The organism is Parapedobacter tibetensis (assembly GCF_024704835.1).
GTDB lineage: Bacteria > Bacteroidota > Bacteroidia > Sphingobacteriales > Sphingobacteriaceae > Parapedobacter > Parapedobacter tibetensis.
This window is the reverse complement of sequence record NZ_JAMXBE010000018.1, coordinates 67,769-86,828: the sequence shown is the minus strand read 5'-3', so window position 1 is coordinate 86,828 and position 19,060 is coordinate 67,769. Positions and strand designations below refer to the sequence as shown.

The window sequence follows — 19,060 nt, the reverse complement described above, 5'->3', positions numbered from 1 at the left end:
GACCATCAAAAGTAGTGAAAACAGTTTGGTTTTGCAAGGATGAGTGCACATCAATAACAATCCCCTAATACAGTCCTCTTACATTTCGTTCCTGCTATTTACCACAAAACCCTATCTTTGCAATCCGAACAATAAAAAGTTAAATGAGCAAAGCAATTATTAAAACCGAAAAGGGCGACCTGACGGTGCAGTTTTATGACACGGATGCCCCGGGCACCGTGGCCAATTTCTTGAAGCTTGCCAAATCTGGCTACTACGATGGGGTAACCTTCCATCGGGTGATACCGGATTTCGTCATCCAAGGGGGCGACCCAACCGGAACAGGCGCCGGGGGACCAGGGTATTCCATCCAATGTGAGCTGGACGGTGGAAACCAATACCACGACAGAGGCGTGCTATCCATGGCTCATCGTGGACGCGATACCGGTGGCTCACAATTTTTCATTTGCCATAGCCGCACCAACACCGCGCACCTCGATGGCAACCACACATGCTTCGGCAAAGTAGTGGAAAATGTGGACGCAATAGATGATATCAGCCAGGGCGACAAAATTTTGGGAATTGATATTATTGAGGAGTAAAAACCAAAAACCTGGCAGGTTTTTCGAAACCTGTTAGGTTTATAAAAAATCCATTATGAACCTACGAGCACTCGTATCAGTCACGGGCAAACCGGGGCTGTTCAAACTAATTGGCCAAAATAAAACCGGTTTTATACTGGAAAGCCTAGACGGGCAACGGGCTAAATCTATAGTCAATCTGTCGACCACCAAAATGGCCACCTTGGAAGACATCACCGTTTATGGCGAAGAGGAGGAATTGAAACTCATAGACATCCTTGGACGCATCAAGGAGAAAGGCGACTTGCCGTCTACTAAATCCGATGGGAAAACGTTGCGTGAATTTTTTAGGGAAGTGGCTCCCGGACATGATGAGGAACGTGTGTATTCTTCAGATATCAAAAAAATAGTCAACTGGTACAACATCATTAAAGAATTGCCGCTGTTCAGCGAAGAAGCACCTGCTCCTTTGGATGAGCATGAGCAACCGGAAAACGAGGAATGAAGTAAATGTTGAAACCAGCATAATAAAATAGCCGCATCAAGATATGATGGGGCTATTTTTCTTAGGTATCCATGATGGAATCTTCAAAACAAAAAAATGATGGCAGCCATAATCGCAATGCCAATCACGACCATTATCCAGAACGTCCGCTGTTCCTTGGATGTATCAGCTCCTTTGTAACGGTAATTTCTTGTCTTTGGAAGTTTCATATACGCTAATAAATAACAATTGCTATCGTGTAATGTTTTGATGTTAAAATTAATGCTTTTCCATAACACTTCGAATAAAATTCCATATTATCTCATCAAAACTCATTATATTTATTCCCGAATAACGAAACAATTCTAAACAACTATGATCGCATTAATCGTATTGGGAGTCATCGTACTCATCGTTGTATTTTGGGTCATCGGCCTGTACAACCGCCTTGTGGGCATGAAGAACAACCGTGAAAACGCTTTTGCAGATATTGATGTGCAGCTCCGCCAACGCAATGACCTCGTTCCACAACTGGTGAACACCGTAAAGGGGTATGCCACTCACGAAAGAGAACTCTTGGAACGTGTGACGCAAGCCCGTGCCGCCGTAATGGGCGCCGGCAGCATCAATGACAAGATCCAAGCGGATTCACAGCTCACCCAAGCACTGCAAGGTTTACGGGTACAAGTAGAGGCCTATCCCGATTTAAAGGCAAACACCAATTTCCTGCAATTGCAGGAGGAAATCTCTGACATCGAGAATAAATTGGCGGCCTCGCGGCGTTATTTCAACGGGACTACCCGGGAATTGAATACCGCAGTGGAATCATTCCCTTCCAACCTCATTGCCGGTGCCTTTGGATATACCCGCCAACCGATGTATGAACTCAGCACCGAGCAACGGACGAGCATGGATGAACCCCCACAAATCAATTTTTAACGGGCAGCATAAAACCGTTGATTTATTGATATGTAATGGCTTATCTCGGCATCCAAACTCAAATACGCAACAACAACCGCAATTCCATCCTGCTGTTGATGTTATTCCCCGTATTACTGTTGGCTATGGTATACGCCATCCTGTTCTTTTCGGGCAATGACACAGCGGCTAGCACTGCTGCATTCATGCAATCCCTGCCCTTCGTGATCATTGGTATATCCATATGGTTCGCTATCGCCTACTTTGCCAATTCAGCCATGATCCGCATGGCTACAGGTGCTCAACCCTTGCAACGCCGTGAAAATAAGCGGGTGTATAACCTGGTGGAAAACCTTAGCATTTCACAAGGGATGAAAATGCCCCACGTATGTGTTATCGAGGATCCTTCGCTCAATGCCTATGCCAGTGGCATCAACGAGAAAACATATACCATCACCCTATCAAGGGGTATAATCAACACACTGGATGATGCCGAATTGGAATCCGTCATTGCCCATGAACTAGCGCATATCCGCAATCGGGATACCCGATTGCTGATCATCTCCATCATTTTCGTGGGCATATTTGCCTTTGTGAGCCAAGTCGCCTTCCGCTCGTTTCTATATCGCGGCTTAGGTAGACGATCGGGGAAAAACAACAACGGGGGGGTGGTTCTAATTGTCGTCATAGTGGTCTCCGCAGTCGCTTACTTCCTTTCCTTGTTGCTGAAATTTGGCATATCCCGCAAAAGGGAATACATGGCCGATGCCGGTGCGGCAGAAATGACCAAAGACCCGGCAGCCCTGGCCTCCGCACTTAGGAAAATCGCGGCAAACCCACATATTGAGGCCGTCAAAAACGAAGATGTGGCCCAGCTTTTCATCGAACACCCGAAGCCCAAGCGGAAGGGCTCCTTTTCATTGAATAACCTATTTGCAACCCATCCACCTATTGAAGATCGTATCCGGATACTGGAAAATTTTTGATGAGCCGGGAATGCCACCGAAGGCAGCATTGATGCCAAATAAAGGCAAACAAGTTATCAATAATCTAAAATCGTAAATCTAAAATCTAAAATCTCATTCATGATGATAAGGTCCCCCTTTCAGTATACTGAAAGCTCTATATAGTTGTTCGACAACGAATAATCGAACCATCTGATGTGAAAAAGTCATCTTGGACAAAGAAATTTTGCCATTAGCCCGCTGGTAAACTACATCGTCAAAGCCGTAAGGGCCACCCACGACAAATACGACATGTTGCGCGCCGCCCACCATGAGCTTATTGAGGTAACCTGCAAACTCAACCGAACGGAACTCCTTCCCCCGCTCATCCAACAACACCACTTGGTCGCTGGACGACAATTGCTTCATGATCAAAACCGCCTCCTTTGCCCGCTGTTGATCGATGCTCAGGTGCTTACTGTTTTTGATATCGGGAATGGCCACCATACTGAAGTTGACATAATGCTTCAACCTGAGTAAGAACTTTTCGATTCCTGTGGCGAGATACCCTTCATCCGTTTTGCCGATGCACAATAATGTTACCTTCATTTTGCAAATCAAGGGAAAAATACCCGCTGTAAAAAGCAATCTGTTCAGTTTTTGGCACTTATTTTGCGTTTTTTCACTTATTTTTACAGTTATTAACATTTAAAAAATCATTTATCATGAAAAAACTACTATCACTATTGATGGTGGCCTTTGCCTTGTCTTTGGGAGCCGATGCCCAGGAAAGCACATCGGACACTACGTGGAAAATTTCAGGTGAAAACACCTTTCTCCTTAACCAAAGCTCATTTTCCAATTGGGCTGCCGGGGGTATCAATTCATTTGCCACCAGCCTTGTTTTAAATTACGACTTCAATTACAAAAAGGGAAAGTGGAGCTGGGATAATAAGGCCATCGCCGCCTATGGCCTTACCAAACAAAAAGACTTTGGGTGGCGTAAAAACGATGACCGCATCGTCTTGAACAGCTTATTGGGTTACGAAGCTGCGAAACACTGGCTTTATACGTTTTACATGAATTTCAACACGCAATTCACAGATGGTTTCCATTATGATGCCGACAATAACCGTACATTGATTTCCACGTCGTTTGCTCCCGCTTACCTAAGCTTCGGCCCCGGTTTTGCCTATAAGCGGTCAGACAATTTCCGCTTCAACCTCTCCCCTGCCGCTGCGCGTTTCATTTTCGTCACCCAAGATTCGCTTTCGAGTATAGGCGCGTTCGGTGTTGACCCCGGTGCGACATCGGGTTTTGAATTCGGTGCTGCGTTCGATGCCTATTACAAGGTCGACCTGATGGAAAATGTAAGTGTGGAAAACATCCTCAAATTATATTCGAATTATCTCGAAGACCCGCAGAACGTGGATGTGGACTATACGCTCAACCTATTTATGAAGGTGAATAATTACATTTCGGTCAACGCCGGTGTACAGCTTCTGTATGATGATAATACCTTGATTCCTAGGGAAGATGTTGTTAATGATCCTGGACGACCCGCCTTGCAGGTAAGGCAGATATTAGGTGTAGGTCTCACCTATAAGTTTTAAACCAACAAACCTCATAGTCTTTTACATATAAGCTATGTGAAACCTATGAGGTTTATTATTTTTTGTCTTCCTCCTGTTCAATGATGACGAAAACGTCCTCATTTTCCTTTTTCATCTTATACTTCTCACGCGCCATCCGTTGCAATTCCTGAGGGTTCGTGTTTAAGTCGTAGACGGTCTTGTTCACACGCTCAATCTCTGTAGTATAGAATGCTTTTTCGGCCTTCAACCCTTTTAGCTGGGTATAATAGCCGTATTGAGTGGTGATATCATGCCGGTCAAAAAAAAGCATCCATATAGCGAATGCAATACCAGCAATGATGTATTTGTTTTTGATGACGGTCAATACACGTTCCATAATACAAACTTAGCTAAATTTGCGTTTTTATGCAAATATAATTAGTTGCGTAAAAAAGCCAAGTTATCGGTCTACTCGGCTGCCGCTAAGAAGCAGCGTTAATTTGGACAATTGCCGCTTGCAGCAAGCCTGCATTGACCTATGTTAACCGTTCATTTTATACTGAATCTGTATAATATTTCCGCCAATGTGCTTATGACCGAGCAACTCAAGGTCTCGGTACTTTCCGTCAGTTGGCCTTAAATCTAACCCCTCTGCTATGTATGGATTAATGTTAATGTACATTTCATTTACCAAGTCTTTGGTAAGTAGGGAATTGTGTAAAGTAACACCTCCCACCACGAAGGCTTGCTTATATCCCTTTTTATTCAAATAATCCAACATTTCTTGGGGAGATCCGACTGTTTTTATCCCTTCGAACATCTTACTTGTTGACACCACAACTACATCGAGGCCGTTTTGATTTAATTCCTCCCCAAATATTTCATACGATCTGCGGCCTAAAACGATATTACCTGCTTCCATTGCGTGTGAGAAGAGGTCATCTAACTCTTCTTGTTTTGGCATTTGACCTGAATCACTACTACCATAGTTACCGTTTGCCGTTAGTCCGGCATAGAGAATTATCTTCATTTGTCCTATTTTCTTTGATTTCTGATTTATTTTCATTGTAAAACTAAAAAAACGCTAACAATTTTGTATATTAACGACCCATTGTATGTCACTAACATTAATGTAAGCAATGACTAAAATAAAGGAAAGCTCTACCAACCATGAAAACAAGCAGAACCTGTCTTCCTGCTGTTCCATCATCTATGCCACTCAACTTCTTAGTGGTCTGTGGACGCTGGCGATCTGTTGCGCTTTGGAAAATGGGAAGTTGCGTTTCTGCGAGTTAAAAAAAAGTGTTCCCGGTATTACAGAACGAATGCTCACCTATCAATTACGGAAGATGGAAGCTAACAAACTGATAACACGTATCGTCCACGCCGAAGTACCCCCAAAGGTAGAGTACGAACTGACGCCAATTACCCGGGAACTCGACCCCATTGTAAAAGAACTGGAAGCTTGGGGAAACCGACATAAAAAGATTATATGAAACCGACATGATTAAAATAATCANGAAGTACCCCCAAAGGTAGAGTACGAACTGACGCCAATTACCCGGGAACTCGACCCCATTGTAAAAGAACTGGAAGCTTGGGGAAACCGACATAAAAAGATTATATGAAACCGACATGATTAAAATAATCATTAAACCCACAGGGGAATGATTATTTTTAATCATCAAAGGTTCCATCTGGCCATTGAAAATTAAAAATAAACAGATGAAACAGCTTCAATATTTTTAATTGACTGACACAGAAACTTATTCCAAAAAGGGTTGTTATTTTGCAGCTGAAGCCACTTATTGTAGTTCACTTCCAAAATTTCCGAATCTTCCAGAGCCTGGATAAAAAAGTGAGAAGGGGTTTGGTGGAGCATAGCCGAGTAGGAACTCAAGGTACTTGATGTCATCGTGAGCTACCGGATGCAGCAAGCGAAAAAACTGCTGTAATTATTTATCTGTAAACCAGTTAATCAAAATTTCTTCTCAAATACTCCACAAAAAGCGCTGAAAAGCCACGAAAAGTTCCCACTATCCGACTAACAGCCAACTAGTTTTCTCCCGACCTTTATATAATCCACGACAAAGATTACCTACGTACAACTACGATAAATCTCTTCTTGATCACCAATTTGCCTGATGACTACGGATAGAACAAATCCGCCTGCCATCACGGGCGCACCGATACGGGTGCTGAATAGTCTTTTGTGTTGTCGTCGTAAAAACTGACAATCCTAACCTCCATGGCCCCTTCGTCCCATCCTTCCGTGCGCTTTTCACACGACCAAATCGTCAGGCTCAGTAAAACACCCGACAGCAACAGAATGAACCCAACCTTTCGATTGTTTTTACGGTGATCCCGCCGCCGGAAAACCAACGGTAACAACACGATCGCGCTCACCAACATCGCACCGCCTCCGATCGGAATGGAAAGGTCAAAGCGTTCCGATAGCCTCCCTCCTTGATCAGGCCGTAGCTCCCCCACTTTTTCAAAATCACCATCCTGTTTGGACAGTTCCACTTCATACCTCAGCACACGAACACGCACGTCATTCACCTTCCAACTCACATCCAGACGGCCATTTCTCATATTGGCTGAATGAATAGTGACCGCTCCCAGGGAGTTACCCGAGGAGGTTTCGAAGGCTCCGATATCGTATGGAATGGTCCTGGTCACCCCGTCATAATCTTTGTTGTGTATATGACTATCCATCATGCCTTGTTCATACACCCAACCTGCCGTAGGTGCTAACCTAAAGTTGTATGCTGCGTAATTAACAAACGTCTGGGTATATGGAAACGGTCCACCTGCTGCAGGAGCATAGTTGTTGCTAAAGGTATTTGTAGAGTCTGGGTCTTTCGACCAATTTTTTATAACCTCAGCGATGTTATTGACCACATAGTTATTGGTACTGGGAAAATTTGCATTGCTTTTATAGGGTTCCAGCAGGATAAACGGCTGTTCATTCGTGGCGCCATAGGTATGTGGATTACGCACAACCGTATTATTAACCACATAACTGTCTTTGCCACCTAATAAGGATATACCATGTGGATTGTTGTTGGCTACGATGTTGTTGTCGATACGCCAATTCACAAACCATCCGTCAAAACAGCCAATACCTTGCACTTTCCCTTGAGGTGTCATGTCATTCGCAATTCGATCCGCCGTAGCATCAATGAGCAGATTTCTCCGGAGGGTCACTGATGTTGATACGGTTTCGCCATTCACGGTATTGGTCGCGGTTCCCTGTATCATATCATAGTGATTACCAGAGATGATATAGGCGTTCCGGATTATATTTCTTTCGATATGAGCATTTGAGCAAAAGATTTGAAGCCCATCGGCTGAAAAATTTTCTATGGTAGAGTTCCTGACAACAATATGCCGTACACCGGGTTCATTAAAGCCTCCATTTGCTGCAAAAGCAAAGTTTACATTATAGACGTGGCAGCTATCAAAGGTGATCCGTTCGGCATAATTATAAATGACCACCCCATTCCATACGTTTTCCCGCCAGTCCGCGATGGCCCAAGACGCTGTATTCGCAGCGGAGTAAACATTACAATGCGTGAATGTTAAATAGCTCGGCACACTGTCATCGTCATAGTTTTTGGTAATCTGGATCAGTGACGATGCGTAAACCGGCGAAACAGGGTGTACAAGCTGATTATTAGCCGGGTTGGCCGGTGGGGTGCCTGCATGGAAGTCAATCCCGTCAAATGTCCAGTACGCCCCGCCCCTTACCTTCAGGGTTCGGATCCGGGGGCTATGCGATGCGTACTTTTTAACTTGTACATAACCCGTATTCCGTTTCTTCAGGGTAACGACACCATGATCGCCATCCATTAAATAGATCACATCACCGGAAGCAAAAGATTTTGTCGCGATCACATTGTCGAGGTTCTTCCACGCATTTCCGGTAGATGTGCCTGCGTTACTGTCGTTGCCGGACACTGGGTCTACAAAGTAATCTACCGCGAAGCATGGCATCGTCAGTAAGAGCACGGTGGTGACCGCCAAGGTCACTGATTTTGTCCAATGGTTGTTTTTTGTGCGAGTTTTCATGATTTCCTAGTTTTTGGTATTCATTTTTAGAAATTCGACGCCCTCAAGCGCATACCTGGACCCGTCGTCGTTTTTGTCGTAAAAAGGGGAGTACATCGTGGCTTCCACCGTGCCTTTCCCGATATCGAAATGCAATAACCGCAGATAACCGCCGCCATGGTCGTCATTTTGATAATTTTGCAGGAGCTGGTAGACGTTCGTTCCGTCTTCCCGCGTGTCAATCTTCAATGCGGAGCGCATCACGTGGCCGCTGAGCACGAAACGGATATTGGGATGGGTTTTAATGAGTCGGTCGAATACCGTTTGCGGACTGAAATCGCCGTAGCCTGCATTATTCTGTACAATTTCTCCCCGGGGGTTGAGGTGATAATGTGTCAATAGAATCACATTGTAATCATCGTATCGCGCAGCGATGTCACCCGCCCAGTTGATAGCCCCCATACGCGGACAAAATTCAAGCGCGATCACCAGCCAATTGGTGTTACCCGCCTTGAACGTGTAATAGGCATTATCACTTTTCCCCGGCTCATACCGTCCACGTTGGGTGATGAACCGGTGTGTGGGAAAATAGGCATTGAACTTTGCGGTCTTCCGCAAATTCTGGTTCACGTTCCCCGGTGCCGCGCTTCCGCTATAACGCCCCACGGCTTCACCATCGTGGTTGCCCAACGCAATCGCATAAGGGATACGGTATTGATCTAGCGTATCAAATCCGATACTGGCCACCTCCCAGTGGTTGTGATTGTCGAAGTTGACGACATCACCTACGTGCAAGACGATCGGGATATGCAGGGAGTCCTTGTGATCGGCAATCCACCTGATCTGGCTGTAGAATTGCTCGGGCATGCTCCCGACTTCGCTTTGCGTATCCGGGAAAACCGGTATGGTAAATTGTTGCGCTTGCACATGGATGGATCCCGCCAGCAGGGGGATCAAGGCAAGCATATGGACTTTTATGTTCATGATTGCTGGGATATTAATAACCTGGATTTTCAACCAAATTGGGATTGTTGGCGGTACGTGCCAGCGTGATGGGGAAGTAGTAATGTTGCTGCTCGAAGATGGGCGGACTAACAGCGCCATCCAGATTCAGCCGTTTTTCCACCAAAAACTTGCGGGTGGTGTAGTCCAGAATATACCGGATCCCACTCAGGTTACGGGATAGATAGTCTTCCGCAATGCGCCAGCGCCTGAGGTCCCAATAACGGTGGCCTTCAAACGCGAGTTCAACACGACGCTCATTTTGGATACGCTCCAATGTTAAGGAAGTCAATTGCGAGATGCCTGCCCGCTCGCGCACCTGGTTTAACGCGTCCAGCGCTTCATTGTGCCTGCCCAATGCGTAGGCTGCTTCGGCGTAGTTGAGCATCATTTCGGCGTAACGGAAAACAATGAAATCTTGGGTTGACCCGAATATGCCTGCAGAGGAGCTGTTGCCATTGTCTTTCTTTTCATCCAGGTATTTGAGTACCCCGAAACCGGTTTGGGTAACCTTCTGGTCGCCATTGGCGAGCACGCCTTTATAGGAACCAGTAGTCAATACCGTACCGTCTTCTTGCCGGATACCGTTGTAGAAATCCAGGTTACGCCCTTGCCATTTCGTATCTTGGGTGTATACCGTGGCCAAAAAGCGTGGATCCTTGCCCGCCCACAATTCCTCGGTCGTAATCAGCTGTCCCTTCAGGCCATCAAAATCGACCGTGCCCGGCCTACCATCTACGTATTCAAATACCTCGGCAAACTCGAGGTAAGGCGCATCGTGGATACCATTGGCCCAACCATTAGGAAAAGGACATTGGAAGTAATCATAGGCCCAGCCGGCACCTGCATAATCCTTATCACTGCCGTCGTGCTGCACCGCGAAGATTACTTCAGCGTTGCGCTTGGTGAGGAAAAGCTCCCTGAAATTGAGGGTTTTATCGGGATTGGCATTATAAAGTTGGAATCGCCCATCATTGATGATCTGTGTGGAGGCTTCCAGGGATGCTTCGTAATAGCGCGCTGCCTGCCCGCGCTCGATCCCAATCACGCCGTCCAGCTCAACTTCGCCGTGTTCGGCAATACTACCGGCATAAAGCGCCGCACGCGAAACGAGGGCGAGTGCCGCGTACCGGGACGGACGGCCCCAATTGGTGCCGTCGATTTCCGGAAGGTCGTCCACGATGGCCAGGCCTTCGGCAATGATGAAATCATACACTTCCTGCTCGGTGTTGCGCTTCGGGTATAATTCTTCCCGTGGGTCGGTATCTTGCTGTACCTTCATGATTAACGGCAACCCACCATAGCGCTTCACCATGTAAAAATAATTGAAGGCCCGTAGGAACCTCGCTTCGGCAATCTTTTGCGTCTTGAACGTTTCACTTACCTTGGATGAAGGCAGCTTTTCGATGATCTCATTCAAGGTACGGATTACTTGGTAGGGCCTTTCCCAGTACTCCAACAGTCCACCGTTGATCTTGAGGCCATTCACCTTGAATTGGTAGGCGTTGCCCGAAAAATTGGAAGTCGATTTCGACTCGTCGCTCACATTATTGACGTAAAAGATCGAGAAAAAAGGCTTTCCCGAGTTGTGTACGTCATCGGCTTCGTTCTGCAGCACAGTGGTAATCAGGTAAGCACCGGTCAGATAGGCATCTACCAGCTTTTCGTCATTCCATACGATGGTTTCGGGAATAACGTCCAGCGGCTCTTTGTCCAGCACGTTGCAGGCAGAAAAAAGTATCAGGAGGCTCGGGATTATCGCCCGGCCAATAAATTTTATATTGTAATTAGTTGACATGTTCATTTTAATTAATGTGACTTTTTCCAAAATCTTGTCCTAGAGGATGAGTGTCAATCCGAACGACAGGTTGCGCTGTTGCGGATAGTACCGGGATCCCCTGCCGGAAGGCATTTCGGGGTCGAGCGTATATTTGTTGAGCGCGCTGAACGTGAAGAGGTTCACGCCGGAGGCGAAGAGGCGGAGGCTTTGGATACCCACCGATCCGAACGTTCCCTTCTTGAATGTATAACCGATATTGACGGATTTCAGGCGTAGATAGTCACCTTTCATCAGCCGGTAATCCGATAGCCATCCATTGGATGGTGCACCGCCCAGACGTGGGATGATGGCATTTCGGTTGTTGTTTTCGGCCGTCCAGCGGTTGTTGTAAAATTCTTCCGAATTACCGTTGATGGAAGCCACCACATGGAATCCCAGTGCACCTTGCAACAGGAAGTCCAGGTCGAATCCTTTGTACTGGAACGTGGGATTCAGCCCCACAATCCAGGTGGGAACGGTACCCTGGCCGATCTCGACCTGATCTTTCCAATCGATCACCCCATCGCCGTTGGAATCCAGGTATTTGACATCGCCGGGACGTAACGTGGCATTGTCGCGTAAATCCTGATCATAGGGCAGGTTGTCGATCTCTTCCTGGCTGGTAAAGAGGCCATTCGATAGATAACCAAACGTACGATCCGTCCACTGGCCTGATTTTTTATTGATCCGTTCTTGGTCGGCGTCTACGTATTGGGGTTCTTCGTAATCGATCCACTTCGAGCGTGCCCAAGAGATGTTGCCGCGGATGTCCCAGTGCAGGTCGGATGCCTGGCTCCGGGTAGCCAGCATTAACTCAAAGCCGCGTGTATCGGTACTGTTGAGGTTTTCAGCCGGCAGTGATGCCCCGAAAGTGGAGGGCAGGGTAACGAGGCGGTTGGCCGGAATACCCGTCCGTTCGCGGTAGAATGCGTCCAGCGAGCCGTAGAACTTTCCTTTCCAAAACGAGAAGTCCGTTCCTAGGTTGTATATCTTTAGCTTTTCCCAGGTCAGAAGCGGATTTGGCAGTCCTTTGGAAAGGATGCCGGGATACCGGCCACTGCCCCAAATGTAAGAACCTCCGGTTGCGGAGCCACTGATGTCATATCCGGTAATGTAAGCGAAATTCCCAACGTTGTCATTGCCGGAGGCGCCGTAGCTGGCACGCAGCTTCAGGGCGTCCAAGGCAACAACGTCGCTGAAGAAGGCCTCTTGTTCCAATCGCCAGGCGAGGGAGATGCCGGGGAAGTAGCCCCACCGTGTAGCGGGAGGGAATTTGGCAGAAGCGTCGGCACGCAAGGTGGCTTCCACGATGTATCGGTTGTCAAACGAATAGTTCAGACGTCCCACCCAGCTCATCCGTCCCATCTCCACGGTACCCGCATTATTGGTCATCCCCTCGGTGCTGCCAGCCAGCATCTGGTCGATTTCGGGCGTGATAAAATTTGAACGGGCAGCTGCAACGAAGTCGTCGTAATAATCGGTCGACTCAAACAGCGCCAGTATGCTCAGGTCGTGCACGTCATTGAACACCCGGTCGTACGCGAGGGAGCCTTGCGACAGGATTTGTCGTCCACTGGGCAGGTTGTAGGAAAGGTTCGCCGTGCTGCCGAAGGCTCCCGCATGCGTATATACATCGGCTGCGAAGTCATACCGATAGAATGGAACCGGCTTGGAAAAGTTTTTGGTCGATGAGTAGTTCTGTTTGTAATCTACGAGTGCTTTCGCCTTTAAGCCCGGAACGGGGCGGAAATCGTAAGCAAGTTCGAATACGGCCCGGAGGTCCTGGCTCCGGCGGTCGCTGTAACCAGATAGTTTCCGGTCGGTCGTGATGTGAGCACCGCCCGTACCACCACCTTCGGCATAAGGTATCTTGTCCTTATCGGGAAACTCGGCGGGATACATGGGTTGAGTATTCCAGAAGTCACCCCAGATATTGTCGTCCAGATTCCGGGTGGTATAATCGCGCATGCTGATCGAGGTGGATAGGTCCATCCGCGCGGTCAACCCCTCGGTAATCGTGGCATCGATGTTGGAACGGAGGTTATAGCGCTGGAATCCGGCATCGCTCCGCTTGAAGAATGTTTCCTGCTTGAGGTAGCCGAGGAAGCCATAATATTTAATTTTTTCGCTGCCACCTCTTACGGAGAGATTATGTTGCTGTTGCGGCGACCACGTCCGGATGAGCAGACCATACCAATCGGTATTGGGATATTGTGGATCGCCACCTTCGTAAAATTTCTGGATCTCATCCAGCGTGTAAGGTGCTGTTGCTTCGGGTTGGCCGCCCTGGATGTGGCCTTCCCGGCGCATTTCTGCCAGTTGGCCCGATGAGGCCATGCGTGGCATGTTGGTAATCCCCTGCCATGTGGTGGAGGTGTTGAGCGTGAGCGTCGGCTTTCCCGTCTGCCCCCTTTTTGTGGTGATCAGGATGACCCCGTTGCCCGCGCGCGCACCGTAGATGGACGCCGAAGCATCCTTCAGTACGGAGATGGATTCAATTTCGTTGGCATCGATGGCATTGATGTTACCTTCGGAGCCGTCGATCAGCACCAAAGGCCCGTCAAAGCCACGGATTTTCAGGGTCGCGTTATCTGAACCAGGCAGGCCGGTAGATTGCAGCGTGATCAATCCCGGAAGACGCCCTGCCAAGGTGTTTGACACGGAAGCAACCGGCGTTTTGGTAATTTCATCTCCCGTAATGGAAGCTACCGACCCGGCGAGGTTAACGCGCTTCTGCGTGCCGTAGCCAACAACGACGACCTCGTTGAGGTTTTGCATGTCGGCGATCAAGACAATTTCCAACGTTGACAAAGTGGAGATCGTCACTTCCTGTGGTTGGAAGCCGACGAATGAAAAAGCCAGTACGTCGCCCACATCGGCGGCAACGTTAAAATTCCCCTCGCCGTCGGTCACGTCCGTACGGTCGCTGCCTTTGACCGCGATGGACACACCTCCTAAAGGTTTTCCTTGCTCATCAGTCACGGTACCACTCACCTGCCTTTGCGGTGGATCGGCCTGGCTGACTGCTACGGGCAACGTTTCCGGAGTCGCCGGTTTGGGAATGAGCGTCACCACTCGGCCATTGACTCGGTAGTCAAAGGGTTGTGCGACCATCAACTGGGGCAATACCTCTTTTACGGGTTTGTTTCTAACAGTGAGTGTCACGGGCTTCGCCTCGTCAAAATAGGCCGCCCTGAAAAGGAAACTGTATCCACTCTGTTCTTGTATTGACAGTAGGACGGATTCCAGCGATGCGTCCTGCACCGCCAGGCTGATACGCTGCGCATAGGTATAGGCTGAGACGTTAAACACGCCGGCGAACAACAATATTGCGGTTAGCTTCATCACCAGGAAATATTGGATTGGTTTACCGAATTTCATTAATCTTATGCAATTTGCATACGCACTTAACTTAGCTACCTAATTTAGGGGGCACCGCTAAAATTTATTGGTACTTGTCAGCTATTTCACTAAGTTTGTATGCTGGGTTATCAAATAGGACTACTACTCTCATTTAGTGTACTGTGGACTAACCCGGCACAAGCTGCCGGACTCCGATGGCCTTCGGGATCCGGCTTTTTTCTTACAGCCAGGTCAGGTAGAAACTATTGGCTCATCATAACACGCCTCCCTTCTCGTTTAAATTCATAACCTGTATTAAGCTCCAGTACATCCAGCAACTCGGACAACATGACCTCGCGTGAAAGCGTGCCCCACATCGGGATGTCGGGTATATTTTGAGGGTGCTCGAAGGATACGTCATACCACCGCTCGATCTGCCGCAAAACGGTGGACAGCGCCACCCGGTCGAACGTAAACTTGCCGTCTTTCCAACCGATGTAATACGATACATCAACCGCTTTCACATCGATATGCCCATTCCCGGTCACGGCTTGCTCACTGGGTTTCAGCACACGCCTATCGTCCGGATTGCTCGTATCTGTTACCCGCACGGCACCATGCACCACGGTGGTTGCTGTTGCTTCCTCATTTTCATAAGCATTGATGTTGAACTTCGTACCCAGCACTTCGACGATCTGCCCGGCGCTCTTCACGACAAAGGGCCGTTGCTCGTCGGCCGCCACTTCGAAATACCCCTCCCCCACCAATTCCACTTCCCGTACGTTTCCAGTAAATTTCGTCGGGTATCGCAGTGACGATGCCGCATTCAGCCATACACCGGTACCATCGGGGAGGGTGATCTGGTAGGTGCCGCCTTTGGGGGTAGCTAGCGACAGGGTATCCATCCGCTGATGTCTCCTAGCTGAGACGGTGGAGCCGTCTAGGTACGTAACCCCCTCCCTCACAACTATCCCGGTCTGCATTTCGCTTAAAGCAATCTGGCTGCCATCAGCTAGTGTCAATGTCGCGCGGTTTCCGCCGGGCTGGATATCCTGAACATGTACGGCTTCCGTTTGCTGATCTATGGCTTGGCGACCCATAAACAGCCAAATGCTGATTGTCGCTACAACCAACACGGCAGCGGCATAAGGCCACCACGACGGGATGCGATTTACCGTCTTCCGGGGTAACTTTCTGCGAATGGCTTCCACATCGGCCGTTATATCCGCTTCCGGGAGAACCGCACGCTGCTCCTTACCTGGCTTGTTGTACCAGGCCTCCACTACCGCACGCTCGGCATCGGTGCATTCGCCTGCCACATACTTCTCCAATAATCGCTTGAGTTCGCTATTATCCATACCTTTAGCCTGTATTCCGCCTCTTTACTATTATATATCCCTTACTTATGCAGTAGGGCGTATAAAAAAATGAAAAAAGTTTCAGGAGTATGGTTTGCTGCTACCTAATGCAGCACTATCGACAGCATAACCAATAAGGTGCCGAGCTTCACGCGCAGTACTTTCAACGCATTGTTTACCTGCTTTTTGACGGTTGCTTCGGATATATCCAATCCTTCGGCGATTTCCCGGTGCGAAAGGTATTGCTGGCGGCTCATTTGGAAAACCGTGCGCATTTTGGGGGGAAGTTGTCCGACTTCTTGTTCGATAAGCCGTTGCAACTCCTGTTCGCGGACCGCGTGGTCGGGCATCACCCCATCGTATTCCGCCACTTCCTTCAGGGTATCCAGGTAAGCGGTTTCCCGTTTTTTCCGGGCAAAGTATTTGATGATCTTATACCGCACCGCCGCGTACAGGTAATTGGGCAACACAATATCCGGACGTAGCGAACCACGGTTCACCCATAACGAAGTGAATAACTCTTGCACCAGGTCTTTGGCCGCTTCGCGGTTGTTCAGTTTTCTCCAGGCGTGCACATAGAGTAGTCCGCCATAACGGTTATAAACCGCTGTGTAGGCTGCATGGTCGCCCGCTGCAACGCGGCCAACCAGTTCACTATCCGTGGACGATATCTTTGGTGCTGACAACATAGTGTACAAACAAGAACAGGCTCAAAAGTAGTTTATAACTGATAAAATTACGGTTACCGTTTCGTTAATAAATTATCTTTTTTCATCGATTTCTACCGCTAAACAGCTGCATATGCCATACCGTAAATGTCGAATGTTGCCTGCCATTACCGGCAGATGCATAGTCGCACAGTTGGACGGGGGTGGGATCTGCCGCTTGCTCTGCGAAGGATTCAGGGATAAAAGCTGCTTCATACGCCATCCATACATCCATTCCCTCGGACGGAGCCGCCGGTTTCAGGGCTACATAACCTTCCTGATCGGACACGGGCCGAAGCACCGCGGTCAGTGGCGGACCAGGGAAACGTGAATCCCGCGCAAAGACAATAGGACCCCGGCGGATGGCTACAAAATTATTTACTCCGTCTCCGTGTTGGATCAGCCGGCCTCGCATATCCAGTTGGAGCGCAACCACATCGGTAGGTGTCCAGATGCGCGACAACTCCAGGTAACCACCTGCTTGTATCCCCTCCACCAGCGAGCCATTAACGGTTACCTTAGTTGCGGCACTCCAGGCTGGTATCCGCAGTCGCAAAGCAAATTCTTCAGGTTTGTCTAATTGCAACGAAAGTTTCACCGCACCTGAAACCGGGTAATCGGTCTCTTGTTTGATGGTGACGTCTTGTCCCTTTGGGGTTTTTAGGTCATATTCACCGCCTACATACAGGCTCACAGCCACACCTTTGTTGGTCGACATCACAGCGGTCAAAGGCAGGATGAACTGCCCCCGCGGGCCACTCGCGTTGCAACAGTTGAGGTCCATCCCGCATTGTCCGCTCCCCGGTAGGCGCTCGCCGTTCAACGGCGTGTATTTGGCCCAATCGGAGCCATCGCGGTTCAGTGCCCCCAATAACGCGTTATAGTAGGCTTTTTCGATTTCATCGGCATACTTCACATCGCCAGTAAGCCGCAGCAACTGCAGGTTCAATTTGATCCATGTCACCGTAACACAGGTTTCCTGGTAGTGGGTTACCGGCATGGCCTGCAACCGTCGCCCTCCAAACCACATCTCCTCGGAGGCACCCGAACCGGCAATGTTGATTTCCGTATCGCGGATGTTTTGCCAAGTATTTTCCACGGCTTCCCGGTATTCCGGCAATCCGGTGACCCGATAAAGTTCCAGCAAGCCTTCGTAACACGACATCATTTCGTAGGCTTTTTGGCCCTGTTCAGGACTATACCACTGCTTCGGCCTTGGAAAGCGCTTGCTGACATCGACCACAGATTTTCCGAGCAGCTGGGGGCCTTGCTCCAACTCCCACTCGCGGACGATCTCCTTTGCAAAATCCAGGTATTCATCCCGGCCACTCAACCGGTACAATTTCACCATAGGCTCCAGCGCTGAAGAGCCGGCCATACCACGGTAATTGCCTTTGGTAATGATCAGGCCGTCGCTACTCCCCTTGATTTCGCCGATCAGGTGATCGGCGACCTTTTGCGCAGCCTGCAAACTCAACGCGTCACCGGTCACTTCATAATAGTCCAACAATCCCAGCATCGTATATTTCCGACCCCAAATATCCCATTCCTGAAGGTGGCTACCAGGGGCGTAATTACCGATATAGCCATCTTCGGTTTGCGTGGCGAGCAATCCCGCCACAGCCCCATCGAGCACCTCCCTGAGTCTAGGTTCGGGTCGGTAGCGATAGGCCAGCACAGCCGAGGTAAACCATTTCCCCCAAAATTCACTTTGCCACAACCTGGTTTCCGTACGATTCCGGAACGGTTCGATCAAGTGTTCGACGTCTTGTGCCAACACCCGGTTTTCGTACGATTGGTTGAGCCGGTCTGCGACGTAACCTACCAGCCGGACACGCTCGGCTGGTATCAGGCCATCGCTCACCTGTTGGTCGACAACGACAATTGCCGAGCGTTCCTGCGCCGATACTTGCATGGCCACAGCGACCATACCCATCACCAACAGCGTACAAAGGGTTACCTGTGCTTCCTTAATCATGCTTTTTTTGGTTTATAATGTTACAGCAAAGGAAGTAAAATGCGATTAGACCACCGTCCCGCTCCGTCCTGTAGCACTTTACACTTCCCTTCCGTCGATTGTTCCACCCCCCCTGTCAATTGCTTATCTTCCATTGCCGAAGCAGTTTCGGCACTTGGCTGCTTCCACCTGAACCGCCAGTTGGCGGTGAAAGCGTGAGCACCATTGAAAGCAGGCAAGCAAGCGAATAACTGCCACGCCTGCCCGGCATGGAGAGCGGAAAGCATTAAACCAACCAATAATCCAACTATTATTTTGTATCTCCAGACAAACACCGCACCT

At 48.8% G+C, this 19,060-nt stretch carries 17 protein-coding genes and 1 pseudogene; 7 read left to right on the top strand and 11 right to left on the bottom strand.

Going from position 1 to position 19,060, the window contains the following annotated elements; all coding sequences use genetic code 11:
- Positions 1 to 143: 143 nt before the first annotated feature.
- The 4 genes from NF543_RS22060 to NF543_RS22045 all read left to right on the top strand — a co-directional run bounded on the left by NF543_RS22060 (position 144) and on the right by NF543_RS22045 (position 2,948).
- The gene (locus tag NF543_RS22060; RefSeq protein ID WP_257670370.1) at positions 144 to 581 is read left to right on the top strand and encodes a peptidylprolyl isomerase; all 438 of its coding nucleotides are present in this window, start codon (positions 144 to 146) and stop codon (positions 579 to 581) included.
- A 55-nt stretch (positions 582 to 636) separates the two neighbouring features.
- A complete protein-coding gene (locus NF543_RS22055) occupies positions 637 to 1,065 on the top strand; it encodes a DUF5606 family protein (RefSeq protein WP_257670369.1) in 429 nt (142 codons plus the stop codon).
- A gap of 354 nt (positions 1,066 to 1,419) precedes the next feature.
- Positions 1,420 to 1,983 carry a LemA family protein gene (locus tag NF543_RS22050; protein ID WP_257670368.1) on the top strand — a complete coding sequence of 188 codons (564 nt, stop codon included), beginning with the start codon at positions 1,420 to 1,422 and terminating at the stop codon, positions 1,981 to 1,983.
- Positions 1,984 to 2,018: 35 nt separating this feature from the next.
- On the top strand, positions 2,019 to 2,948 hold the full coding sequence (locus NF543_RS22045; protein ID WP_257670367.1) for a M48 family metallopeptidase: 930 nt from the start codon (positions 2,019 to 2,021) through the stop codon (positions 2,946 to 2,948).
- Between the two features lie 93 nt (positions 2,949 to 3,041).
- Here the strand turns inward: NF543_RS22045 and rlmH are convergent, their stop codons facing one another.
- A complete protein-coding gene (gene rlmH / locus NF543_RS22040) occupies positions 3,042 to 3,515 on the bottom strand; it encodes a 23S rRNA (pseudouridine(1915)-N(3))-methyltransferase RlmH (RefSeq protein ID WP_257670366.1) in 474 nt (157 codons plus the stop codon).
- A gap of 116 nt (positions 3,516 to 3,631) precedes the next feature.
- On the opposite strand from rlmH, the gene NF543_RS22035 reads away from it, so the two are divergent.
- Positions 3,632 to 4,519 carry a DUF3078 domain-containing protein gene (locus NF543_RS22035; RefSeq protein ID WP_257670365.1) on the top strand — a complete coding sequence of 296 codons (888 nt, stop codon included), beginning with the start codon at positions 3,632 to 3,634 and terminating at the stop codon, positions 4,517 to 4,519.
- Positions 4,520 to 4,574: 55 nt separating this feature from the next.
- Here the strand turns inward: NF543_RS22035 and NF543_RS22030 are convergent, their stop codons facing one another.
- Both NF543_RS22030 and NF543_RS22025 read right to left on the bottom strand, forming a co-directional pair.
- Positions 4,575 to 4,877: an FtsB family cell division protein gene (locus tag NF543_RS22030; protein WP_257670364.1), complete on the bottom strand. Its 303-nt coding sequence runs from the start codon at positions 4,875 to 4,877 to the stop codon at positions 4,575 to 4,577.
- Between the two features lie 144 nt (positions 4,878 to 5,021).
- Complete coding sequence (locus tag NF543_RS22025; RefSeq protein ID WP_257670363.1) at positions 5,022 to 5,510, bottom strand: dihydrofolate reductase family protein; 489 nt, start codon at positions 5,508 to 5,510, stop codon at positions 5,022 to 5,024.
- Between the two features lie 109 nt (positions 5,511 to 5,619).
- On the opposite strand from NF543_RS22025, the gene NF543_RS22020 reads away from it, so the two are divergent.
- Together NF543_RS22020 and NF543_RS22015 are read left to right on the top strand one after the other, a co-directional pair.
- Entirely contained in the window at positions 5,620 to 5,976 is a 357-nt protein-coding gene (locus NF543_RS22020) for a winged helix-turn-helix transcriptional regulator (protein ID WP_257670362.1), read from the top strand.
- 33 nt (positions 5,977 to 6,009) lie between these two features.
- A pseudogene (locus tag NF543_RS22015) lies at positions 6,010 to 6,108 on the top strand (winged helix-turn-helix transcriptional regulator); the annotation flags it as partial.
- Positions 6,109 to 6,655: 547 nt separating this feature from the next.
- On the opposite strand, the gene NF543_RS22010 reads toward NF543_RS22015, so the two are convergent.
- From NF543_RS22010 to NF543_RS21975, 8 genes are all read right to left on the bottom strand, one after another.
- Complete coding sequence (locus tag NF543_RS22010) at positions 6,656 to 8,554, bottom strand: right-handed parallel beta-helix repeat-containing protein (protein WP_257670361.1); 1,899 nt, start codon at positions 8,552 to 8,554, stop codon at positions 6,656 to 6,658.
- Between the two features lie 6 nt (positions 8,555 to 8,560).
- Positions 8,561 to 9,517, bottom strand: coding sequence for a metallophosphoesterase (locus NF543_RS22005; protein WP_257670360.1), 957 nt, complete (start codon positions 9,515 to 9,517; stop codon positions 8,561 to 8,563).
- A gap of 13 nt (positions 9,518 to 9,530) precedes the next feature.
- Positions 9,531 to 11,333, bottom strand: a complete 1,803-nt coding sequence (locus NF543_RS22000) for a RagB/SusD family nutrient uptake outer membrane protein (protein WP_257670359.1) — start codon at positions 11,331 to 11,333, stop codon at positions 9,531 to 9,533.
- 39 nt (positions 11,334 to 11,372) lie between these two features.
- Positions 11,373 to 14,699 (bottom strand): TonB-dependent receptor, encoded by a 3,327-nt coding sequence (locus tag NF543_RS21995; protein WP_257670358.1) that lies wholly within the window; start codon positions 14,697 to 14,699, stop codon positions 11,373 to 11,375.
- Positions 14,700 to 14,959: 260 nt separating this feature from the next.
- On the bottom strand, positions 14,960 to 16,054 hold the full coding sequence (locus tag NF543_RS21990) for a FecR family protein (RefSeq protein ID WP_257670357.1): 1,095 nt from the start codon (positions 16,052 to 16,054) through the stop codon (positions 14,960 to 14,962).
- 104 nt (positions 16,055 to 16,158) lie between these two features.
- Positions 16,159 to 16,743, bottom strand: coding sequence for an RNA polymerase sigma factor (locus NF543_RS21985; protein WP_257670356.1), 585 nt, complete (start codon positions 16,741 to 16,743; stop codon positions 16,159 to 16,161).
- Between the two features lie 82 nt (positions 16,744 to 16,825).
- Positions 16,826 to 18,739 (bottom strand): glycoside hydrolase family 127 protein, encoded by a 1,914-nt coding sequence (locus tag NF543_RS21980; RefSeq protein WP_257670355.1) that lies wholly within the window; start codon positions 18,737 to 18,739, stop codon positions 16,826 to 16,828.
- A 20-nt stretch (positions 18,740 to 18,759) separates the two neighbouring features.
- Positions 18,760 to 19,005 carry a hypothetical protein gene (locus NF543_RS21975; protein ID WP_257670354.1) on the bottom strand — a complete coding sequence of 82 codons (246 nt, stop codon included), beginning with the start codon at positions 19,003 to 19,005 and terminating at the stop codon, positions 18,760 to 18,762.
- Positions 19,006 to 19,060 lie beyond the last annotated feature (55 nt).